We start from the raw sequence: 17,626 nt of genomic DNA, 5'->3' as shown, positions 1-17,626 counted from the left end.
ACACCGCCAGGCTGAATTATTCCTCTGAATTATCGATTACACTGTATTCCCCGGTTAATACAGAGGAATCTGCAGGATCGATTGTCAGTGGTTCCTTTTCATCCATTGATACTGCACGCTGGATCTCAATTGATACGGGCAGATATTTGAACAGGCGACGAATAGCCGTTTTCTTTGCCATTTCTTCCCAGTGAGTTACCCACGGCCCGTTATTACCAGCTTTACTCAGGCTGCGCACCAGCTTAATCTGTTTGCGCGTCATAACTTCAAACTGAGTACCTCCGTCTTTCAGTCTTGCGACAGCATAGACGTGGGTAACCGGGGCATCTTCGTTTTCTCCCGGGCGGTGTATTAACTTTTCATCAAGGCCAAATTCGAAGCTAAACTCGTCACCTTCACGGACAACACGGGCTGACAGGCTGGCGATTTGACCAGAACGGCGAGCCAGATCAATCATGCCGCGATAGCCAATGATTAGCTGAACGTTCTTTTTACCGCTCTTTTCGTTTTTATTACCAAAAGGCAGTAAATATGCATGACCGAGGGCGCTACCTGGCTCAAGTCCGAGCTGTGAACACTGTACGATCGCACTGACAAAACTCATAGTGTCACAGTTTCCTAACGCCGGAACTTTACGAATTTCTGTGGTGGCGATACGGATCATACGTTCAGCCGTCATATGGCGTGGAAGAGCTGCTGCCAGTTGCTCTTTCATTGATGGCTGGTTAATAAAACTAATCACGTCGCTATTTTTAACTGCTGCTGGTGCACGGTTTCCCTGAGTTTTTTGCAGATCGGCTTTTGCGATTGGTGGTTGCTTAGTCATTTGCATATTCCTTAGCCCAGCGGGGCAGTGATAATGTCTTAATAGCTGGCCATTCATCGGTATTCAGGCAGTCAGACAGGGTTCGCAGATTGCGGTGATATTCCTGTTGACCTGCCAGTTTTGCTTCTTCGCCCATCATGAAAATTTCAACCGGATAACGTCCGCATTCAATAGTTGTGCTGGCAACCAGAAAAACGAAAGTTGGCTGCACTCCAAACTGTGCTTCATAACCGTCACTGTAGAATGCATCCTGAACGTGATAGCGGTAGTCGTAATAAGCGGTTTTGAATCGTTGAATATCCGCCGTAGTTTTCACGTCCATGATCCAGTGAAATTCAGGGATAATTTTGTCCGGACGGCACCGACACAAAATTCCTGTTTCAGGATCTTCCCAGTAAATTGATGATTCAGCGTGTCCGGCGCTTTCAACAAGCCATTGCCCCAGCGGCAAAGCCATAACGCTTTGATACATGAGTTCAATTTTCCGGCCTTCTTCCGCAGTGATAACCGTTTTTCCTGTGCTTGCGCATTCCATCAGAAACGCTTTCTCTTCTTCTTTTCCGGCGTTTGTACGGCGGTTAAATTCAGGTGCTACGATAAAGCGGTTACTGAATTCTTCCGGTTCAAGTACCCGGCAGTGGAAAGCAGTTCCTAAATCGAGCGTTTTTGTCTTTGTGGTGTCCACGGGGGCATTTTTACGCCACAAATATAGTGCCGGAGTATCAGCAATGTCATCGAGCTGAGACTTACTGATACCGGGACCCGCGTGGTAATTCTCATTCGAAATTCCGTAATAAATACCTGGCTCTATGTCTTCTACGATTACGGGATCTGCGACTTCGCCAGTTTCATCACTGCAATCGCGATGCGGATCGCTGCCAGCATTCTCATTGTGCGGATGTTCAGCGCCTTCCATTTCCTCCGGATCATTTTCCTTAGCTTCAACCTGACTCTCTTCATCGAATGTTTCCTGGTATGTTGCGTCGCCCATCACCGCACCACAGTCAGGGCAGTTATCCCCGCCAGTCTGGCCGCAGGCATTGCAGGCTATTTCCGGTTCCTGTTGCACTACTGGCTCAGGTTGATTCATATCTGGGCTGGTTTTTTCCGTTTCTGGCTGGTTCTGGTACACACAATCGCGAGTCTGGATCCCCTTTACCCATTTCGGATCGTTCGGGTCGCTAATTCCGTCAACAAATTCACCACGTGATGCAGCAAGCAATTTATCGGCATCGACAGGATTTTTTGATGGAATGTTTTTCCGGGCTTCATGGAGTTCTGCCCGCAGTTCCTGATATTTCGCATCAACAGAATTTACCTGTGACTGAGCATCCAGCGGCTGCGTGTCCTGATGATGTTCAGTTGCGTCCGGTTCCATTGTTTCAGCCTCTCCCTGTTCAACTGCCGTTGTTCCAGATGGTTGCGGTTTTTCTTCATCATCCTGTTTTCCTTCTTCTGTTACTCGCTGCGGCATCGGGGCAGAGGAGCGACCGCAGGCAATATCCACGATTTCCGGATCAGGGTTGGCATGATCGGTTTCAGTCAGTACTTTGTTCAGATATTCAGTGACGTGCGCGGGGATGACCTCGATCCCAATTGGTGCTTCTTTTACGGACGCAACCACGATGGCGCGGGAATAATCCAGCCCGCCAGGCATGGTGATGAATTTGTCGCGGAAAACAGAAAAGGGCGGTTTATTTTCAGCGATAATTTCCTCAATGCGTTTAGCGTGTGCCGGATGAAGGTTATAGATGTCCAGATCCATTGAACGGGCCAGTACGCCAGTGGCTACGTCGCGCGCCAGTGACGTCAGATCGTGTACGAAACCTTCGCCGCGATCGGTGAGGTTTCCGCCGCCAGCATTAGCACCGGAAGCCGTGCGAGTGATGTGTGAAACACGATTACCCTTCATCCACTCTTTTGTCAGCAGTCCTCGATCGGTGTAGTCAGCGTTCAGGTATGCTTCGAAAAAAGCAGTTATCAGTCCCAGGTTTGAATTACCAGGATTAGGGAAAACTTTGTCAGTGTCACGAACCAGTTTGTGGAGATCGCGAATTTCCAGCGGGTCGAGCAGGCTGGTTTTGTGGGAAACAGCCAGGGCAGTAACAGCCGGTAGTTCTTCAGCCCGAGCAATGTGTAATGCCTGGAGTCCGTCGCGTGAAACATGCGTTACCGGTTTTTCGCTGCCGTGTTGAGCAAGCCAGCGAATGGGCAGTTCCTGGCCAGAAATTGGGAGTAGCATATTCTCCTCAATCTCAGTCATGTCTTCGCCGTTGACGTTGGTATTGCCTTGATAGTGAGCGTTGTCTGGTGCTGCTCCCGGTTTTAGTTCCCATGTCATGGAGTCTTTGCTGAGTTGGTAGCGTTCACTCCAGGTAAAATCGATCTCACCTTCAGCGGGCAGGTCATTAACGACAGGAAAATTCGTGGCAACAGCTTTAAAATAGCTGCTCAGTTTTTTACCTGACTTAACGATCAGGTAGTCCAGAGTGGCACAGGTCGATTCAAAATCGTCGCTTGCCCACAGGACGACGTCAGGTTCACCGGATGATTTTTTCGCTTTCCGTAATAGGAAGAGTGGTTTTGTGCTCATTGTTTTTTAACCTCAACTCAGATTAAAATTCGTTTTGTTCAGTGAATGATCTTGCCGGATACACACTGTTCATAGCCTGCGCCATACGCAGGCTATTTCTTTCAGATTTCACCTTTTAATTTCATTGCAATTAGAGTTGCCAGAAATTCGGCTTTTTTTTCTGCGAGCAGATTCTTTCCGGTATGCACCAGGCACATTTTTTTGACACCTTCGTGAAGTGTTTTAACGTTGCCTGATGGACCGTCGATATCAACCACAGTGAATGGGGTTTCTTTATTTTCTGTTTTAATCACGTAGCCAATACGCTTTCCTTCCAGATTAACTTCGTGAACAATGTCATCAGTAGTTACAACAGTGGCTTCATAACTGGTAATCATGTTTTTCTCCTTAATTAAGGTTGAGCGAATCCCTGCCATTGCTGGCATAAATTCAGTTTCGCATAGTCAGTTAATTAAATTTCGTGTGCCACCTGGTCTTTTTCGGCACATATTTCACTACAATATTTTTTCATTTCCGTCGTTGGGATAACTCCACGCATGAAATGAAGTGGTCTTTTAATGCTTTTGCTTTCTTTAACTTCTTTATCGCAAAGGTGGTAAGCACATTTTATTTTCTTAGTCATCACCATGACTCCGCCTTTACAGGTAAACCATCACGACCGAGGAAGACTTTAATCATGCAGTCAGTAATGCATGTTTTTGTGGTCAGGTTACGAATATAAAGTTTTCGCTTTTTAATATTGTTTGCCGAGGCAATATATGTCCGGCCGTTATGAAGAACATAATCACCAGGAGTCACACACTGACGTGGTATTTCATCAGTTCCGAAGTGATGTGCAATCATAATTATCTCCATTTTTACAAATGAACTTTGTTGATGCGGTGCCTGGTGCCTCCAGGTGACTGCAACCAGTTAACAATTACAGTCGGCTTTCCCACCCAAACCAATAAGGACTAACATGACTTTTAACTGTGCCACGTGCGCTTAGCCGCATTCACCGCATCACAAAATTCACTTTAAAAAGGGCGGACATCAGCCGAACTTCAAGAAAAAAACTGATGCCGCCAGGACTACACACAGCAATGTCGTTATTTACAACCGGAGGCGCACTCCCACCATTTAAATTTAACAGACAAGACCGACTCTTTATGGATATCGGAAATGCGCCTTCGTGTTGTGCCCGGTTTTATTTCACCACCTCCGGGCTTCGGTGGTCTCGGCTATACCCCTACAGCGAGAGCTTGTGTTAACATTTCAATACCCTTACAGTTGAGAGTTATTGATATGTTGGATGTATTTACTCCATTGTTGAAACTTTTTGCTAACGAGCCACTCGAAAGATTTATGTATACGATTATCATTTTTGGTCTCACTCTCTGGCTGATACCGAAAGAGTTTACTGTCGCATTCAATGCTTATACTGAAATACCTTGGCTCTTTCAGATTATCGTTTTTGCCTTTTCTTTCGTGGTCGCCATTTCCTTCTCAAGATTGCGAGCACATATTCAAAAGCATTATTCATTACTACCAGAGCAACGAGTATTGCTTCGTTTATCTGAGAAAGAAATCGCTGTATTTAAAGATTTCCTTAAAACAGGAAATCTTATTATCACTTCTCCTTGCCGTAACCCGGTTATGAAAAAATTAGAACGGAAGGGCATCATTCAACATCAGAGTGATAGCGCAAACTGTTCTTATTATCTCGTCACCGAAAAATACTCCCATTTTATGAAGTTATTCTGGAACAGCAGGAGTAGACGTTTTAATCGTTAGCTTACTGTGTGCTTCTCCAACCATCGGCGCGCACCAGTTTCGGTTTTAAATGTTTTGCTTTTGGTATACGTCATGGCAGTGAACGTTCCATCCTGGTTGGGGAACACGCCGCACACCAGGGATTCGTTGTTGCCGAGGTCGATTTTTTGCATTTTGCGAATCTCACATCTTGTTGCTACGTATAGCGACTTCTGCCTGCCAGAGATCCCAGTCGTTGCTGCGTAAAGCCTGCACAGCCTGGTTGTAAGTGATACCGCAACAATCCATCAAATACTGAACTACTTCGTAATGCACCATCTTATCTCTCCCCTTAACGCCGGGTGGCGGAACTGAAACCTGCTGCACTGCAAAATCTGAACCCTGCCGTCATGTTCATACGCCTCGGGCTGGCTACTTAACCCCTGACCACTGCCTGGTAACTCGAAGTATTGCCCTGCGTTCTGTGGGGCGGGGTGGGTTGGTAGGTATATGATGTACTTTGTGTTCATTGATGTAAAGTACTTTAAGTACATTTTGTGTGTAAAAAAATGAGATGGGATAAAGTGAAGCACAAACCCGGAGGGGGGCGCTACCGGATTTATGCTGGTTTAAGAGGCTTTTTGTTTTTTCTTTCGTGCTAACTCTTCGTAAATTGCATTGTACTTCTGTTTTTTCTCCTCAAGAGTTTTTAAAAGTTCATCTGTCTCACTGTCAGGGAGCTCGTCCAGAAGGTCAATGATGATTTTTTGTCTTGGATTTAACTCCTGATAGAAACGTACCTGTCCACTTTCTTCTGTATCCTCTCCCAAAAGATAGGTTGGTGTTGTTCCAATGAGTGTTGCTAATTCCCTTAATTTCTCTCGGCGAGGAATTGTTTCGCCATTAAACCATTTGCTAACCGCTTTTGGTGTTAATTTCATTCGACGGGCAATTTCTGCCTGCCTTCCATGTTGTTCATAACCAGCGTTTTCACAGGCTAGCGCAAGCCTACTGGCGAACTCTTTACGCGCTTTATCTTCATGAACCATAAGTTCAATGATATTCGCTCTTGAATGTACTGTCAGTTCTGTTATAGCATGTACTCAAAGTTCACATTGTGAGGGTGATATGAACCAGAAAACACTTGAAGATGTAATCAAAACTGTTCGCGTTTCTGTTGTGGCCGACGTTTGTGGTGTCAGCCAAAGAGCAATCTACAAATGGATGGATAACGGAAAATTGCCTCGCACAGAATATACCGGCGAAACAAATTACGCTGAAAAAATCGCTCATGCATCAAACGGATTATTTTCTGCCGATGTAATTTTAACTATTGGCAGAAATAAAACTACTACGAAAAAGCTGATGGGAGTTGATTCATGAAAATCAAGCATGAGCACATCGAGTCAGTGTTGTTAGCCCTGGCAGCCGAAAAAGGGCAGGCATGGGTAGCCAATGCCATTACTGAAGAATATCTGCGCCAGGGGGGCGGCGAATTGCCCCTGGTACCAGGCAAGGACTGGAATAATCAGCAGAACATCTATCACCGTTGGTTAAAAGGTGAAACGGAAGCGCAAAGGGAAAAAATTCAGAAACTGATCCCTGCAATTCTGGCAATCCTTCCGCGCGAGCTGCGTCACCGACTCTGCATCTTCGATACCCTGGAACGCCGTGCATTACTGGCGGCGCAGGAAGCGTTAAGTACGGCAATTGATGCGCATGATGATGCAGTCCAGGCCGTTTACCGGAAAGCGCATTTCAGCGGCGGCGGGTCTTCCGACGATTCTGTCATTGTTCATTAAGCAAAAGTTTCCATGCTGTTTGTGCTTATTCTAAGCCACCGGGCAGCATCATACGGGGCAATTATGGCCGCATTACCATACATGCAACTGTACATAGCTGATTACCTGGCTGACACCATGCATTTGTCAGCAGAGGAGCATGGTGCGTATTTGTTGCTGATGTTCAATTACTGGCAAACAGGAAAGCCAATACCTAAAAACAGGCTGGCAAAAATTGCCCGTCTGACTAACGAGCGATGGGCTGATGTTGAACCATCCTTGCAGGAGTTTTTTTGCGATAACGGCGAGGAATGGGTGCATCTTCGGATTGAGGAAGATCTGGCATCAGTCAGGGAAAAATTAACCAAAAAATCAGCCGCAGGAAAAGCATCTGTTCAGGCCAGAAGAAGCAGAAAGGAAGCAGATGTTCAAACAAAACAAGAGAGAAATTTAACAGGTGTTCAAACAGATGTTGAAGTGGTGTTTGAACATGATGTCAACACAAAGGCAACTAATAAAGATACAGATAAAGATCTAAAAACAGATCCCCCCCTAAATCCCCCCCGGGGGAATCGAGGTGTCAAAAAGTTTGACCCTCTGGATATTGCTTTGCCGAACTGGATTTCTGTCTCGCTTTGGCGTGAGTGGGTTGAATTTCGCCAGGCATTGCGAAAACCGATTCGAACGGAGCAGGGCGCTAACGGGGCGATACGGGAGCTGGAAAAATTCCGCCAGCAGGGTTTTTCACCTGAGCAGGTGATTCGACACAGCATCGCCAATGAATACCAGGGCTTGTTCGCGCCGAAAGGTGTTCGACCTGAGACGTTACTCCGACAGGTTAACACCGTCTCGTTACCGGATAGTGCGATCCCGCCAGGCTTCAGGGGGTAACTGACCATGAAAAATATTGCGACAGGCGATGTTCTTGAACGTATCCGCAGACTGGCCCCGTCACATGTAACCGCGCCATTCAAGACGGTAGCGGAGTGGCGCGAGTGGCAACTTTCCGAAGGCCAGAAACGTTGTGAGGAGATCAACCGTCAGAATCGTCAGTTGCGGGTGGAAAAAATTCTGAATCGCTCTGGCATCCAGCCATTGCACCGCAAATGCTCGTTTTCGAATTACCAGGTGCAGAACGAAGGGCAGCGATACGCGTTGAGTCAGGCGAAATCCATCGCTGATGAACTGATGACCGGGTGTACAAATTTTGCGTTCAGCGGAAAACCTGGTACCGGGAAGAACCACTTAGCGGCAGCTATCGGGAATCGCCTGCTGAAAGACGGTCAGACAGTGATTGTGGTTACCGTGGCTGATGTTATGAGTGCCCTGCACGCCAGCTATGACGATGGGCAGTCAGGCGAAAAATTTTTGCGGGAACTGTGCGAAGTGGATCTGCTGGTTCTTGATGAAATTGGCATTCAGCGCGAGACGAAAAACGAGCAGGTGGTACTGCACCAGATTGTTGATCGCCGGACAGCGTCGATGCGCAGCGTGGGGATGCTGACAAACCTGAACTATGAGGCCATGAAAACATTGCTCGGCGAGCGGATTATGGATCGCATGACCATGAACGGCGGGCGATGGGTGAATTTTAACTGGGAGAGCTGGCGTCCGAATGTCGTCCAGCCAGGAATTGCGAAGTAATTTTTACCGGGAGAAAAATTTAATGGAGACTGTTTTTGACGCACTGAAAGCAATGGGAAAAGCCACATCCATAGAACTTGCTGCGCGACTTGATATCAGTCGTGAAGAAGTGCTGAACGAACTATGGGAACTGAAAAAGGCTGGTTTTGTTGATAAAAGCGCGTACACCTGGCGTGTGGCTGATAACAACGTTCAGCAGGAACAGCCAGCGCAGGCAGAACTGCCGGAAGAAATCACCACAGCAACAGTAGCGAAAATCTCAGAGTGCGATTTAACCGCGACGATTGAACAACGAGGACCACAAACGGCTGATGAGCTGGCTACATTGTTTGGTACCACATCACGCAAAGTGGCTTCAACGCTGGCAATGGCAATCAGCAAAGGTCGTCTGATTCGCGTAAATCAGGGCGGTAAATTTCGTTACTGCATACCGGGCGATAATTTACCAGCAGAGCCGAAAGCAGCATCGGTAGCGGAAACTGATGGTAAGGCCTTTCCTCAGACCGCAGGTGTTGCGTTACCAGTACAGGAGGCTGCAACACAGGAAGATATTAAAACAGAAACTGTGGCGGACATTGTGCAGTCGCTGCCATCGTTTACTGAAACGCGAGCGGATGACCTGGTTTTACCATCACTGCATATGGCAAACCGCGAACTGCGTCGGGCGAAAAATCATGTCCAGAAGTGGGAGCGTGTCTGCGCCGCGCTGCGTGAGTTGAACAAGCACAGGGATATTGTACGACAGATTACTGATTCTTCCCGCCATGTTGCATCGGAAAAGTGATTGCCGGAGGCACCTATGGCAAAAGTATTTACACCAGAAGAGCGAGAAAAAATTAAAGGACAGGTTGTTGAACTTGTACCTCTGAGCGGTCGCGAGACGTTACGGCAACTGGAAGCCAAGACAGGTGAGACAAGATATCTGATGAGTGTTCTCGCCAGTGAGCTGGTTGCCAGTGGCGATGTATACAACTCTGGTTACGGGTTATTCCCGTCTGAACAGGCGCGTAAAGACTGGCAAAACGCCCGCAAAAAACTATCGAGGGCAAAGGTGAAGAAACCTGCTGTAGTTGATCCGGACCTTATCTGGTCATTACCAGACGGAGAAATACGCCGCTATGACAGGCGTCTGAATATAATCTGTCGCGAGTGCCGGAAGAGCGAAGTCATGCAGCGTGTACTGGCGTTCTATCAGGGTAATTTTCAGGATGTGCTGTTGTGAGCCAAATTAACAATCAGGGAACTGCGTGAACTGAAAGAGAAATCATAATCCAAATCTGAATAATTAAATTTAGCACTGTAAATAAAATTTAATCCTTAACCGGAGGGGGGGGGCTGCACCCTCAAAATATTAGGAGGCGGCCCGAAAGGGCGGTAATGAAAAATGACTGAATTAACCAAAAAGCAATTAATCGAAGAAGCTAAATTAAAAATAGCGATTGAGAAATGCCACCCCAATTCAGGGATGGCACGGGTAGAGGGCGAATTATTCAAAATTGCTCTGGCATCGCTGGAAGCAGAGCCAGTTGGTGATTTTTATGAATACAAACCGGATGACTGGTATCAGCGTTCGGCTGGAGATAAAGCGCCAAAATGGACGCCACCCTATGCCGTTTTTCCAGCGCCCGTAGTGCCGGAAGAAATGGATTTGCTTACATGCCATCTCGATGGTGTAACTGAAACATATGCTGAGGGATGGAACGCTTGCCGCGCTGCCCTGCTTCAGGGCAAAGGGGAGCCCGGGAAACAAGTTCGCGAATTGACAATGCTGGTTAAACAATTGGTTAGTCAACTGAAGAAACCGAAACCGGGCTGCAAATTGCCGGATAAAGTGATGGACTACCTGGAGCGAAGCGGACTTATAAGCGTGGAGGATGTTTTACGATGACCTGGCCTGAAGCATTCACAACGGTAGGAATTGCGATGGCGGTGGCGCTGGTGGTGTATTCGATTTGCCGCTGGGGTTGATAATACTAAATAACCAGCCCTTATGGGGCTGGCTAATCATTTAGAACTGTTCATTGCCATCGAGGTTAGGTAGCATAATTTTTTCAATCAAGGCGAGAGCCTTTTTGTCCCGGTCAGCGAAGTATTTCGGGGCATATTGCGGCAACCAAATATTGTTAAAATGTTCTTTGAAATCTGCTAAATATTCATTTGGGTACAGCCTTGCAGGGTATACGCGACCATCGGGATATTCATGGTCATAGGTAGGGAATGTTTTGGGTTCTACGTTTCTATTATCTCTTAACCATTGTGAAAATACTCTTCCTTGTGAAATGTCAGGAACCATTTTTTCTGGGAGTGTGTACCCTGCTTGTTCAAGAGGTGCAACCAAGTTGAATGTCAGTTCATTAAGAATAGAAAAGTGCGTGTGAGGAATTCTACTACGATTAACCATGTACCGTTTTAAATGTACAGGCATTTCTGCTGTAGTTCTTTCCCCTGACATCCATTCACGAACCCATCTTGAAACCTGGACTGCAAATTTGGGCGATAGCCACTGCGCTAGATTAATAGCGATGTCAGGATGCACCCATGTCCCTTGGTTTTCAGGTCTTCCACCTTTAAATGATTGAATTAACTCCGATATGGGAATTCCCATATCGCGTGATAATTCGTCAAAAAACTCTTGAGTAGTTTTGAGTCTAGTGTAATCAGAGAGCAGTTTGCCCGCAGTTCTACACATTGATGTGGCGTTTATGTAACCATCTTTGGCACGTAAATGTATTATTTCGCCGTCAATTTCACGAGAAATCAAAGATAATTGAAAGGATGTCATTGAAAATTCCTCAAGTTGGAGAGTTCTGGAACATTAAGGCGAGGTGGCAGTAATGCACCATCTGTAATCTTTTGATACTGACGTAATCGGGCCTGATGTGCAACGCCTTGCAAGTATGTAACTCATTGAAAACGATCATTTTTATCTATTGACATCAAATGGCAAACTGTCATTGTGCGGCTATGGCAAGTGGCAAATGCTTATAAATCATATGGATATAAATAGTACAGAAAGAGTTGTTTTCTCTAGGATATGAGTATACGCCCAATGCTGATTGGTTGAATTTTGTTCTTGTTTTAAAGGGTAAGAGTTTAAAGTGTTGGCAGTGATGTATTGGATAGTTAGAATTGCTGTGGGTGCTTGAGGCTATCTGCCTCGGGCATGAACACCAAAGGTAGATAGAGAAAAGCCCCAGTTAACATTACGCGTCCTGCAAGACGTTTAACATTAATCTGAGGCCATATCTATGCGACACATAGAGATTAGCCTCTTACGGACCGAAAGGTCAAGGAGAAGCAGGCTATGAAGCAGCAAAAGGCGATGTTAATCGCCCTGATCGTCATCTGTTTAACCGTCATAGTGACGGCACTGGTAACGAGGAAAGACCTCTGCGAGGTACGAATCCGAACTGGCAGACGGAGGCTCTGATTCGTAGACTACTAATCTGAGTAAAAGACCCAGCGGGGAAAGAACCACGCCGGGACTAGTTAATAAGATATTTATAGCGTGGCTATTCTTTTTTTGCGGTATAGACTTTTTCGCCTGAGAAGTCTGGAGCTACCCAAAAGTTAATATTAAACTGAGCATCATCGCTTAGTTCAACACGGTGCCAGTATTGTGGTGGGCTTGTTGCAAAAGCGCCAGCATTAATGACTACTTTTATCTCCGGTTCAGTAGCATTCTCATCAGCAAAACCATAATATGTTACAGTACCTTCCATCACGCATAACTGTCCAAAAACACCTGCTGCTGTATTATGATGTGTTAATAACGCTGAAGGTACGTTCTCTTTTGTGAAGAACGGAGTTGAGCGTTTGATTACCCAGTCTTTAGGAATTCTCTTGTGTGTCATAACCACCTCCCATAAAACATGCATTATAAATGCACCTTTTTGAGGGTTATGTCAAGCTGTTATGAAACACATAATTGATATGTTGATTAGAGGAGAAGATAGAATCAATATGGTTGTTTTTCGTATAACTATTTGTTTTACTTTTAGTTTGTGCATTCTGTGTGTTAGGAATAACTTATTAAAGTTTAACTAAAAAATCTCGATATAGTCCGCATAGATTACTGTTACTGAATCTTATTGTGTGCATTAGTTGTGTTCTGAAATTTCAATTTAATTACTTATGATATATTTTTAACGATAAATGTTTTCCGGGTGAAAGACAGTGGGGGATGAGATAAGCAATATATCATTAATCTTGATTATTTCCAGGATGCCTTTACTGTGCATATAAATAAATCATATACGCATCAAATAATGTAAAGGCATCCTTTTAGATATATCTTATCAAATGTTAATGATTTGAGTGGGAAACATGATTCCAGAAACTAATCATGCGGCTACTTTATAAAAATAATGCCCATATAAAACAGCCAGCGAAAAGGATTACGGATAAAAAAGGAGCGAGATGTGCATAGTTGTTATTTTCCATGTTTAACCACCTTAAATAATTGATGATGACGGGATGTGCATCTGTAATGCTTTTGTTGAAATGTTATGATAAAAAAGAACTTTTTCATAACATTAAAATGTAATTTATCTAATCGTTTTTAATAATAAGTGTTGTATTTCTATCCTTGTATCAGCTATTTGATATGTAGTGTTTGTTCATGTTATGTGGAGCTTTACACCATAGCCAGTTTATTTATACTTTATTCGTCAGCCTGAACAACTGGCATCTGCTGCACTGCGCCATCGAGAGATTGAGAAATGGCGCATATACAACTGGTCAAACAAACCTCTTCTGGACTACTTCTCCCGGCGACGCCGGAGAGTTGCGATTTTTTGCATCAAATCAAAATAGGCGAGTGGATACACGCAGACTTTAAGCGTGTGCGTAACTACGCATTCCACAAGCGTTTTTTCAAACTCCTGCAACTGGGATTCGATTACTGGACTCCGGTCGGTGGGGCGATCACGCCTCGCGAACGAAAGCTGGTTTCAGGATTCGTTGATTATCTGCATCGTCGTCTGCCTGTCATGGGGTGTTAATCATTACCGTGATAACGCCATCGCCTACAAAGAACAGCGCGACAAAAATGCCAGAGAACTGAAGCTGGCGAACGCGGCAATTACTGACATGCAGATGCGTCAGCGTGATGTTGCTGCGCTCGATGCAAAATACACGAAGGAGTTAGCTGATGCGAAAGCTGAAAATGATGCTCTGCGTGATGATGTTGCCGCTGGTCGTCGTCGGTTGCACATCAAAGCAGTCTGTCAGTCAGTGCGTGAAGCCACCACCGCCTCCGGCGTGGATAATGCAGCCTCCCCCCGACTGGCAGACACCGCTGAACGGGATTATTTCACCCTCCGGGAACGACTGGTAATGATGCAGGCCCAACTTGAAGGTGCTCAGCAATACATAACCGAGCAGTGTTTAAAGTAAAATCTTAACTACAATATGATTCATTTTGATGATTGTTTCATAAGGAACAGTGAAGTAAGATCTAAGAGGAGTTAAATTTTATACAGTATAATCATAATATTGCAGCAAGGTGGTTATAATTGAAAGAATATTTAGATATGAATACATCTCATGTAAGAGTTGTTACTCATATGTGTGGGTTCCTGGTTTGGCTCTATAGTCTTTCAATGTTGCCACCAATGGTTGTAGCATTGTTTTATAAAGAAAAAAGCCTGTTCGTTTTCTTTATAACTTTCGTTATATTTTTTTGCATTGGTGGCGGAGCGTGGTATACAACTAAGAAATCTGGCATTCAATTACGTACCCGTGATGGGTTTATTATAATTGTAATGTTTTGGATTTTGTTTTCTGTTATTAGTGCATTCCCTTTATGGATTGACTCAGAACTTAATTTAACGTTCATTGATGCTCTGTTTGAAGGGGTTTCTGGAATAACAACAACAGGAGCAACTGTAATTGATGATGTTAGTTCATTACCTCGGGCATATTTGTACTATCGGTCACAGTTAAATTTTATAGGTGGTTTAGGAGTTATTGTTCTGGCGGTTGCAGTATTGCCATTATTGGGTATTGGTGGTGCAAAGCTTTATCAGTCAGAAATGCCGGGGCCATTTAAGGATGACAAACTCACTCCCCGCCTGGCCGATACGTCACGGACACTGTGGATAACTTATTCTTTATTAGGTATTGCTTGTATTGTCTGTTATAGACTTGCAGGAATGCCTTTGTTTGATGCTATTTGTCACGGGATTTCCACAGTTTCGCTTGGTGGTTTCTCAACTCATAGCGAGAGTATCGGATATTTTAATAACTATTTGGTTGAGCTGGTGGCTGGTTCTTTTTCCCTGCTATCGGCTTTCAACTTCACTCTTTGGTATATTGTTATTAGCAGGAAAACGATAAAACCTTTAATCAGAGATATTGAACTTCGTTTCTTTCTGTTAATAGCCTTAGGGGTGATCATTGTTACCTCTTTCCAGGTCTGGCATATAGGTATGTATGACTTGCATGGAAGTTTTATTCATTCGTTTTTTCTTGCCAGCTCCATGCTCACTGATAATGGTTTAGCTACGCAGGATTATGCAAGCTGGCCCACGCACACGATAGTGTTTTTGCTGTCGTCAAGTTTCTTTGGGGGATGTATAGGTTCAACTTGTGGTGGAATTAAGTCACTTCGATTTCTTATACTTTTCAAACAAAGCAAACACGAGATAAATCAGCTTTCTCATCCCAGAGCGTTGTTGAGTGTAAATGTAGGAGGGAAGATAGTTACAGATCGTGTAATGAGGTCTGTATGGAGTTTCTTTTTTCTTTATACTCTCTTCACGGTGTTTTTTATACTGGTGTTAAATGGTATGGGATATGATTTTCTTACATCATTTGCAACAGTGGCTGCATGTATTAATAATATGGGATTAGGTTTTGGGGCTACTGCATCGTCATTCGGAGTGCTTAATGACATTGCAAAATATTTAATGTGCATAGCTATGATTCTTGGTCGCCTTGAAATTTATCCTGTTATTATATTGTTTTCAGGTTTTTTTTGGCGCTCCTAATATATGGCTAATTTATAATTGTGAGTTTAATATTATATTGACTCACTCATTGATCCAATACCTAACTTTACCAGCAACACCTCCGCCCCCAGTAGCACTGGCTGCTGGGGTGCGTTTTATTCATAAAGCAAGGCTGTATGAGCGAGAAATTAAAGATAGTCTATCGCCCATTACAAGAATTGTCACCGTATGCGCACAACGCCAGGACGCACAGTACTGAGCAGGTGGCACAACTGGTAGAAAGTATTAAGCAATTCGGCTGGACTAATCCGGTGCTGATTGACGAAAAGGGCGAAATTATTGCGGGTCACGGTCGTGTTATGGCGGCTGAAATGCTCAAAATGGATTCTGTTCCGGTCATTGTTCTGTCTGGCCTGACGGATGAGCAGAAAAAGGCGTACCGCCTGGCAGATAATCGCCTACCAATGAATGCTGGCTGGGATGAAGATCTGTTGCGGATGGAGCTGTCGGACCTAATCAATGCTGATTTTGATGTCTCCCTGACAGGCTTCGGCCCGACAGAAATTGATGAACTGTTGACGGATGTTTTGCCCGGTACAGGAAATAAGGAGGAGCCGTATACGACGAAAATTGATACGCCTGTTTATGAGCCGTCGGGCGGTAAACCGGATATCAGTGAACTGTACGACGATACGAAAACTCAGGAGCTGATCAGCCGGATACGTTCGGCGTCCCTTGATCCTGATATTGAGAAATTCCTCCTGTGTGCGGCAGAACGTCACACGGTGTTTAATTTCAGCAGAATTGCGGACTATTACGCTCATGCCCCCGCTGAAATTCAGTGCCTTTTCGAGGAGTCGGCGCTGGTGATCATTGATTATCAGCAGGCTATTGAAAATGGATTTGTCCGAATGACGCAGCGCATGGTGGCGATCATGCATAGCGGGGAGGAGGAATATGCGTGATGATTTTTGCGCCTTTATTCTGACTCACGGGCGACCGGACAAAGTTCTGACTTACCGGACGTTGCGTCGTGCTGGCTATACCGGGAAAATTTTTATCGTTGTTGATGATGAAGATAAGACACGGCATCAGTACATGGCTGAATTTGGTGAACAGGTGCTGGTATTTTCCAAAGCCGATATTGCCAGTCGTTTTGACGAAGCCGATAATTTTGGTGACCGCCGCTCAATTTTTTACGCCCGTAATGCCTGTTTCGACCTGGCAAAACTGGTCGGGTGTAAATACTTCATTCAGCTCGATGATGATTATCACGAGTTCCAGTTTCGGGTGGATCGCAACTATGACCAGGCCTATTTCCCGATAAGGAAACTGGATGCGATCCTTTCTGAAATGCTGGCGTATTACGAATCAATACCCGCGCTTTCCATCGCTATGTCGCAGGGCGGGGATTTTCTTGGTGACAATGGCGGCCATGCTTCGTGGGTGAAACGCAAGGCAATGAACAGCTTTATCTGTTCGGTTGATCGACCGTTCTCATTCATGGGGCGCATTAACGAGGATGTGAATACGTACACGAATCTCGGTCGCCGTGGTGAATTGTTTATGACGATCGGTGCTGTCCAGTTAGGGCAGAAACAGACGCAGAAAAACAGCGGCGGAATGACCGAGCTGTATCTGGATTCCGGGACCTACGTTAAAAGTTTTTATTCCGTCATGTATGCGCCGTCGTGCGTAAAAATCTCACTGATGGGCGCCAGCCATAAACGCATTCACCATCAGGTCACCTGGAACAACGCTGCAGTAAAAATCCTTCACGAAAAATACAGGAAGAAGACACCCTGCATATTAATGGGGGTGACAAATGATTCCGTATTCGAAAGTCGAGTCTCTGGCAGCGTGCCGGATGACTGCACAACAAATCGCTGACGTTCTGGATGTTGATCTGAACCGACTGAAAGAAAATCGGGAAGCAATGACAAATTTTTACGCGTCCATCCGTAAGGGCAGAGCGAAAGGTGAAGCCGAGCTACGGGCGGCATTGTTTAAGCTTGCCAGAAAAGGGGATGCCTTTGCCCTGCGCGAACTACTCAGGGTGGATAAAAATCAGGACTAACTGATGAGCAGACCGGACTGT

24 protein-coding genes and 1 pseudogene are annotated in these 17,626 nt (G+C 45.1%); 15 read left to right on the top strand and 10 right to left on the bottom strand.

What is annotated here, in order from left to right; genetic code table 11:
• Positions 1 to 16: 16 nt before the first annotated feature.
• The 5 genes from recT to kilR all read right to left on the bottom strand — a co-directional run bounded on the left by recT (position 17) and on the right by kilR (position 4,262).
• Positions 17 to 826 (bottom strand): recombination protein RecT, encoded by an 810-nt coding sequence (recT, locus tag A7589_RS02830; RefSeq protein WP_108188720.1) that lies wholly within the window; start codon positions 824 to 826, stop codon positions 17 to 19.
• The gene (gene recE, locus A7589_RS02825) at positions 819 to 3,419 is read right to left on the bottom strand and encodes an exodeoxyribonuclease VIII (protein ID WP_108188719.1); all 2,601 of its coding nucleotides are present in this window, start codon (positions 3,417 to 3,419) and stop codon (positions 819 to 821) included. Before recE ends, recT begins: the two co-directional genes overlap by 8 nt.
• Before the next feature lie 101 nt (positions 3,420 to 3,520).
• Positions 3,521 to 3,796 (bottom strand): hypothetical protein, encoded by a 276-nt coding sequence (locus A7589_RS02820; RefSeq protein WP_108188718.1) that lies wholly within the window; start codon positions 3,794 to 3,796, stop codon positions 3,521 to 3,523.
• Between the two features lie 74 nt (positions 3,797 to 3,870).
• Positions 3,871 to 4,041, bottom strand: a complete 171-nt coding sequence (locus A7589_RS02815) for a YdaE family protein (RefSeq protein WP_108188736.1) — start codon at positions 4,039 to 4,041, stop codon at positions 3,871 to 3,873.
• Positions 4,041 to 4,262, bottom strand: coding sequence for a killing protein KilR (kilR, locus tag A7589_RS02810; RefSeq protein WP_000560230.1), 222 nt, complete (start codon positions 4,260 to 4,262; stop codon positions 4,041 to 4,043). The genes A7589_RS02815 and kilR overlap by 1 nt, the downstream gene beginning before the upstream one ends.
• 441 nt (positions 4,263 to 4,703) lie before the next feature.
• On the opposite strand from kilR, the gene A7589_RS02800 reads away from it, so the two are divergent.
• A complete protein-coding gene (locus tag A7589_RS02800) occupies positions 4,704 to 5,192 on the top strand; it encodes a superinfection exclusion B family protein (protein WP_108188717.1) in 489 nt (162 codons plus the stop codon).
• Here A7589_RS02800 and A7589_RS02795 read toward each other — a convergent pair.
• The 3 genes from A7589_RS02795 to A7589_RS02780 all read right to left on the bottom strand — a co-directional run bounded on the left by A7589_RS02795 (position 5,189) and on the right by A7589_RS02780 (position 6,199).
• Complete coding sequence (locus tag A7589_RS02795) at positions 5,189 to 5,344, bottom strand: YdaF family protein (protein WP_001169151.1); 156 nt, start codon at positions 5,342 to 5,344, stop codon at positions 5,189 to 5,191. The genes A7589_RS02800 and A7589_RS02795 overlap by 4 nt on opposite strands.
• Before the next feature lie 10 nt (positions 5,345 to 5,354).
• Complete coding sequence (locus A7589_RS23470) at positions 5,355 to 5,489, bottom strand: phage protein (RefSeq protein WP_000233809.1); 135 nt, start codon at positions 5,487 to 5,489, stop codon at positions 5,355 to 5,357.
• 290 nt (positions 5,490 to 5,779) lie between these two features.
• Positions 5,780 to 6,199 carry a helix-turn-helix domain-containing protein gene (locus A7589_RS02780; RefSeq protein WP_000233320.1) on the bottom strand — a complete coding sequence of 140 codons (420 nt, stop codon included), beginning with the start codon at positions 6,197 to 6,199 and terminating at the stop codon, positions 5,780 to 5,782.
• A 79-nt stretch (positions 6,200 to 6,278) separates the two neighbouring features.
• Between A7589_RS02780 and A7589_RS02775 the strand changes: the two genes are divergently transcribed.
• The 7 genes from A7589_RS02775 (at position 6,279) to A7589_RS22735 (ending at position 10,463) form a co-directional block, all read left to right on the top strand.
• On the top strand, positions 6,279 to 6,533 hold the full coding sequence (locus tag A7589_RS02775) for a helix-turn-helix transcriptional regulator (protein WP_001072343.1): 255 nt from the start codon (positions 6,279 to 6,281) through the stop codon (positions 6,531 to 6,533).
• On the top strand, positions 6,530 to 6,952 hold the full coding sequence (locus tag A7589_RS02770; RefSeq protein ID WP_000693801.1) for a toxin YdaT family protein: 423 nt from the start codon (positions 6,530 to 6,532) through the stop codon (positions 6,950 to 6,952). The genes A7589_RS02775 and A7589_RS02770 overlap by 4 nt, the downstream gene beginning before the upstream one ends.
• A gap of 12 nt (positions 6,953 to 6,964) precedes the next feature.
• On the top strand, positions 6,965 to 7,822 hold the full coding sequence (locus tag A7589_RS02765) for a YdaU family protein (protein WP_000899746.1): 858 nt from the start codon (positions 6,965 to 6,967) through the stop codon (positions 7,820 to 7,822).
• A gap of 6 nt (positions 7,823 to 7,828) precedes the next feature.
• Positions 7,829 to 8,575: an ATP-binding protein gene (locus A7589_RS02760; protein WP_000788970.1), complete on the top strand. Its 747-nt coding sequence runs from the start codon at positions 7,829 to 7,831 to the stop codon at positions 8,573 to 8,575.
• A gap of 22 nt (positions 8,576 to 8,597) precedes the next feature.
• Positions 8,598 to 9,359 (top strand): DUF1627 domain-containing protein, encoded by a 762-nt coding sequence (locus A7589_RS02755; RefSeq protein WP_000450662.1) that lies wholly within the window; start codon positions 8,598 to 8,600, stop codon positions 9,357 to 9,359.
• A gap of 15 nt (positions 9,360 to 9,374) precedes the next feature.
• Positions 9,375 to 9,797 carry a DUF977 family protein gene (locus tag A7589_RS02750; protein ID WP_001141108.1) on the top strand — a complete coding sequence of 141 codons (423 nt, stop codon included), beginning with the start codon at positions 9,375 to 9,377 and terminating at the stop codon, positions 9,795 to 9,797.
• 162 nt (positions 9,798 to 9,959) lie between these two features.
• Entirely contained in the window at positions 9,960 to 10,463 is a 504-nt protein-coding gene (locus tag A7589_RS22735; protein ID WP_000137958.1) for a hypothetical protein, read from the top strand.
• A 120-nt stretch (positions 10,464 to 10,583) separates the two neighbouring features.
• Here A7589_RS22735 and A7589_RS02735 read toward each other — a convergent pair whose 3' ends face one another.
• Complete coding sequence (locus tag A7589_RS02735; protein ID WP_000200358.1) at positions 10,584 to 11,357, bottom strand: KilA-N domain-containing protein; 774 nt, start codon at positions 11,355 to 11,357, stop codon at positions 10,584 to 10,586.
• Between the two features lie 522 nt (positions 11,358 to 11,879).
• Here A7589_RS02735 and A7589_RS02730 point away from each other — a divergent pair.
• On the top strand, positions 11,880 to 12,005 hold the full coding sequence (locus A7589_RS02730; protein ID WP_001445775.1) for a Hok/Gef family protein: 126 nt from the start codon (positions 11,880 to 11,882) through the stop codon (positions 12,003 to 12,005).
• 82 nt (positions 12,006 to 12,087) lie between these two features.
• On the opposite strand, the gene A7589_RS02725 is transcribed toward A7589_RS02730, so the two are convergent.
• Positions 12,088 to 12,429, bottom strand: a complete 342-nt coding sequence (locus tag A7589_RS02725; RefSeq protein ID WP_001445776.1) for a TehB family protein — start codon at positions 12,427 to 12,429, stop codon at positions 12,088 to 12,090.
• Between the two features lie 867 nt (positions 12,430 to 13,296).
• On the opposite strand from A7589_RS02725, the pseudogene A7589_RS02720 reads away from it, so the two are divergent.
• From A7589_RS02720 to A7589_RS02690, 6 genes and pseudogenes are all read left to right on the top strand, one after another.
• Positions 13,297 to 13,548 (top strand): annotated as a pseudogene (locus tag A7589_RS02720) (DUF1367 family protein); the annotation flags it as partial.
• The gene (locus A7589_RS23635; protein WP_502693645.1) at positions 13,538 to 13,972 is read left to right on the top strand and encodes a lysis protein; all 435 of its coding nucleotides are present in this window, start codon (positions 13,538 to 13,540) and stop codon (positions 13,970 to 13,972) included. The pseudogene A7589_RS02720 and the gene A7589_RS23635, both read left to right, overlap by 11 nt.
• Before the next feature lie 137 nt (positions 13,973 to 14,109).
• Positions 14,110 to 15,567, top strand: coding sequence for a Trk system potassium transporter TrkG (gene trkG, locus A7589_RS02710; protein ID WP_001097897.1), 1,458 nt, complete (start codon positions 14,110 to 14,112; stop codon positions 15,565 to 15,567).
• 137 nt (positions 15,568 to 15,704) lie between these two features.
• A complete protein-coding gene (locus A7589_RS23460; protein ID WP_001291102.1) occupies positions 15,705 to 16,493 on the top strand; it encodes a ParB/Srx family N-terminal domain-containing protein in 789 nt (262 codons plus the stop codon).
• Positions 16,486 to 17,418, top strand: coding sequence for a GREB1-related protein (locus A7589_RS02695; RefSeq protein WP_053287080.1), 933 nt, complete (start codon positions 16,486 to 16,488; stop codon positions 17,416 to 17,418). The genes A7589_RS23460 and A7589_RS02695 overlap by 8 nt, the downstream gene beginning before the upstream one ends.
• The gene (locus tag A7589_RS02690; RefSeq protein WP_000126790.1) at positions 17,396 to 17,605 is read left to right on the top strand and encodes a hypothetical protein; all 210 of its coding nucleotides are present in this window, start codon (positions 17,396 to 17,398) and stop codon (positions 17,603 to 17,605) included. Before A7589_RS02695 ends, A7589_RS02690 begins: the two co-directional genes overlap by 23 nt.
• The last annotated feature ends 21 nt before the right edge of the window (positions 17,606 to 17,626 follow it).

The sequence above is a fragment of the Escherichia sp. MOD1-EC6475 genome, from assembly GCF_003046645.1.
Taxonomy (GTDB): Bacteria; Pseudomonadota; Gammaproteobacteria; order Enterobacterales; family Enterobacteriaceae; genus Escherichia; species Escherichia ruysiae.
This window is presented reverse-complemented; position numbering and strand designations above follow the sequence as displayed.

What these genes read in the sequence shown, in the direction of transcription:
- A7589_RS02775 (WP_001072343.1), top strand. Translation starts at nt 6,279, where the DNA reads ATGAACCAGAAAACACTTGAAGATGTAATCAAAACTGTTCGCGTTTCT.
- A7589_RS02695 (WP_053287080.1), top strand. Translation starts at nt 16,486, where the DNA reads ATGCGTGATGATTTTTGCGCCTTTATTCTGACTCACGGGCGACCGGAC.
- A7589_RS23460 (WP_001291102.1), top strand. Translation starts at nt 15,705, where the DNA reads ATGAGCGAGAAATTAAAGATAGTCTATCGCCCATTACAAGAATTGTCA.
- A7589_RS02815 (WP_108188736.1), bottom strand. Translation starts at nt 4,041, where the DNA reads ATGACTAAGAAAATAAAATGTGCTTACCACCTTTGCGATAAAGAAGTT.
- A7589_RS02780 (WP_000233320.1), bottom strand. Translation starts at nt 6,199, where the DNA reads ATGGTTCATGAAGATAAAGCGCGTAAAGAGTTCGCCAGTAGGCTTGCG.
- A7589_RS02765 (WP_000899746.1), top strand. Translation starts at nt 6,965, where the DNA reads ATGCTGTTTGTGCTTATTCTAAGCCACCGGGCAGCATCATACGGGGCA.
- A7589_RS02750 (WP_001141108.1), top strand. Translation starts at nt 9,375, where the DNA reads ATGGCAAAAGTATTTACACCAGAAGAGCGAGAAAAAATTAAAGGACAG.
- A7589_RS02690 (WP_000126790.1), top strand. Translation starts at nt 17,396, where the DNA reads ATGACTGCACAACAAATCGCTGACGTTCTGGATGTTGATCTGAACCGA.
- A7589_RS02795 (WP_001169151.1), bottom strand. Translation starts at nt 5,344, where the DNA reads ATGCAAAAAATCGACCTCGGCAACAACGAATCCCTGGTGTGCGGCGTG.
- A7589_RS02760 (WP_000788970.1), top strand. Translation starts at nt 7,829, where the DNA reads ATGAAAAATATTGCGACAGGCGATGTTCTTGAACGTATCCGCAGACTG.
- A7589_RS02755 (WP_000450662.1), top strand. Translation starts at nt 8,598, where the DNA reads ATGGAGACTGTTTTTGACGCACTGAAAGCAATGGGAAAAGCCACATCC.
- A7589_RS23470 (WP_000233809.1), bottom strand. Translation starts at nt 5,489, where the DNA reads ATGGTGCATTACGAAGTAGTTCAGTATTTGATGGATTGTTGCGGTATC.
- A7589_RS02735 (WP_000200358.1), bottom strand. Translation starts at nt 11,357, where the DNA reads ATGACATCCTTTCAATTATCTTTGATTTCTCGTGAAATTGACGGCGAA.
- recE (WP_108188719.1), bottom strand. Translation starts at nt 3,419, where the DNA reads ATGAGCACAAAACCACTCTTCCTATTACGGAAAGCGAAAAAATCATCC.
- A7589_RS02800 (WP_108188717.1), top strand. Translation starts at nt 4,704, where the DNA reads ATGTTGGATGTATTTACTCCATTGTTGAAACTTTTTGCTAACGAGCCA.
- A7589_RS02730 (WP_001445775.1), top strand. Translation starts at nt 11,880, where the DNA reads ATGAAGCAGCAAAAGGCGATGTTAATCGCCCTGATCGTCATCTGTTTA.
- trkG (WP_001097897.1), top strand. Translation starts at nt 14,110, where the DNA reads ATGAATACATCTCATGTAAGAGTTGTTACTCATATGTGTGGGTTCCTG.
- A7589_RS02820 (WP_108188718.1), bottom strand. Translation starts at nt 3,796, where the DNA reads ATGATTACCAGTTATGAAGCCACTGTTGTAACTACTGATGACATTGTT.
- kilR (WP_000560230.1), bottom strand. Translation starts at nt 4,262, where the DNA reads ATGATTGCACATCACTTCGGAACTGATGAAATACCACGTCAGTGTGTG.
- A7589_RS02770 (WP_000693801.1), top strand. Translation starts at nt 6,530, where the DNA reads ATGAAAATCAAGCATGAGCACATCGAGTCAGTGTTGTTAGCCCTGGCA.
- recT (WP_108188720.1), bottom strand. Translation starts at nt 826, where the DNA reads ATGACTAAGCAACCACCAATCGCAAAAGCCGATCTGCAAAAAACTCAG.
- A7589_RS02725 (WP_001445776.1), bottom strand. Translation starts at nt 12,429, where the DNA reads ATGACACACAAGAGAATTCCTAAAGACTGGGTAATCAAACGCTCAACT.
- A7589_RS22735 (WP_000137958.1), top strand. Translation starts at nt 9,960, where the DNA reads ATGACTGAATTAACCAAAAAGCAATTAATCGAAGAAGCTAAATTAAAA.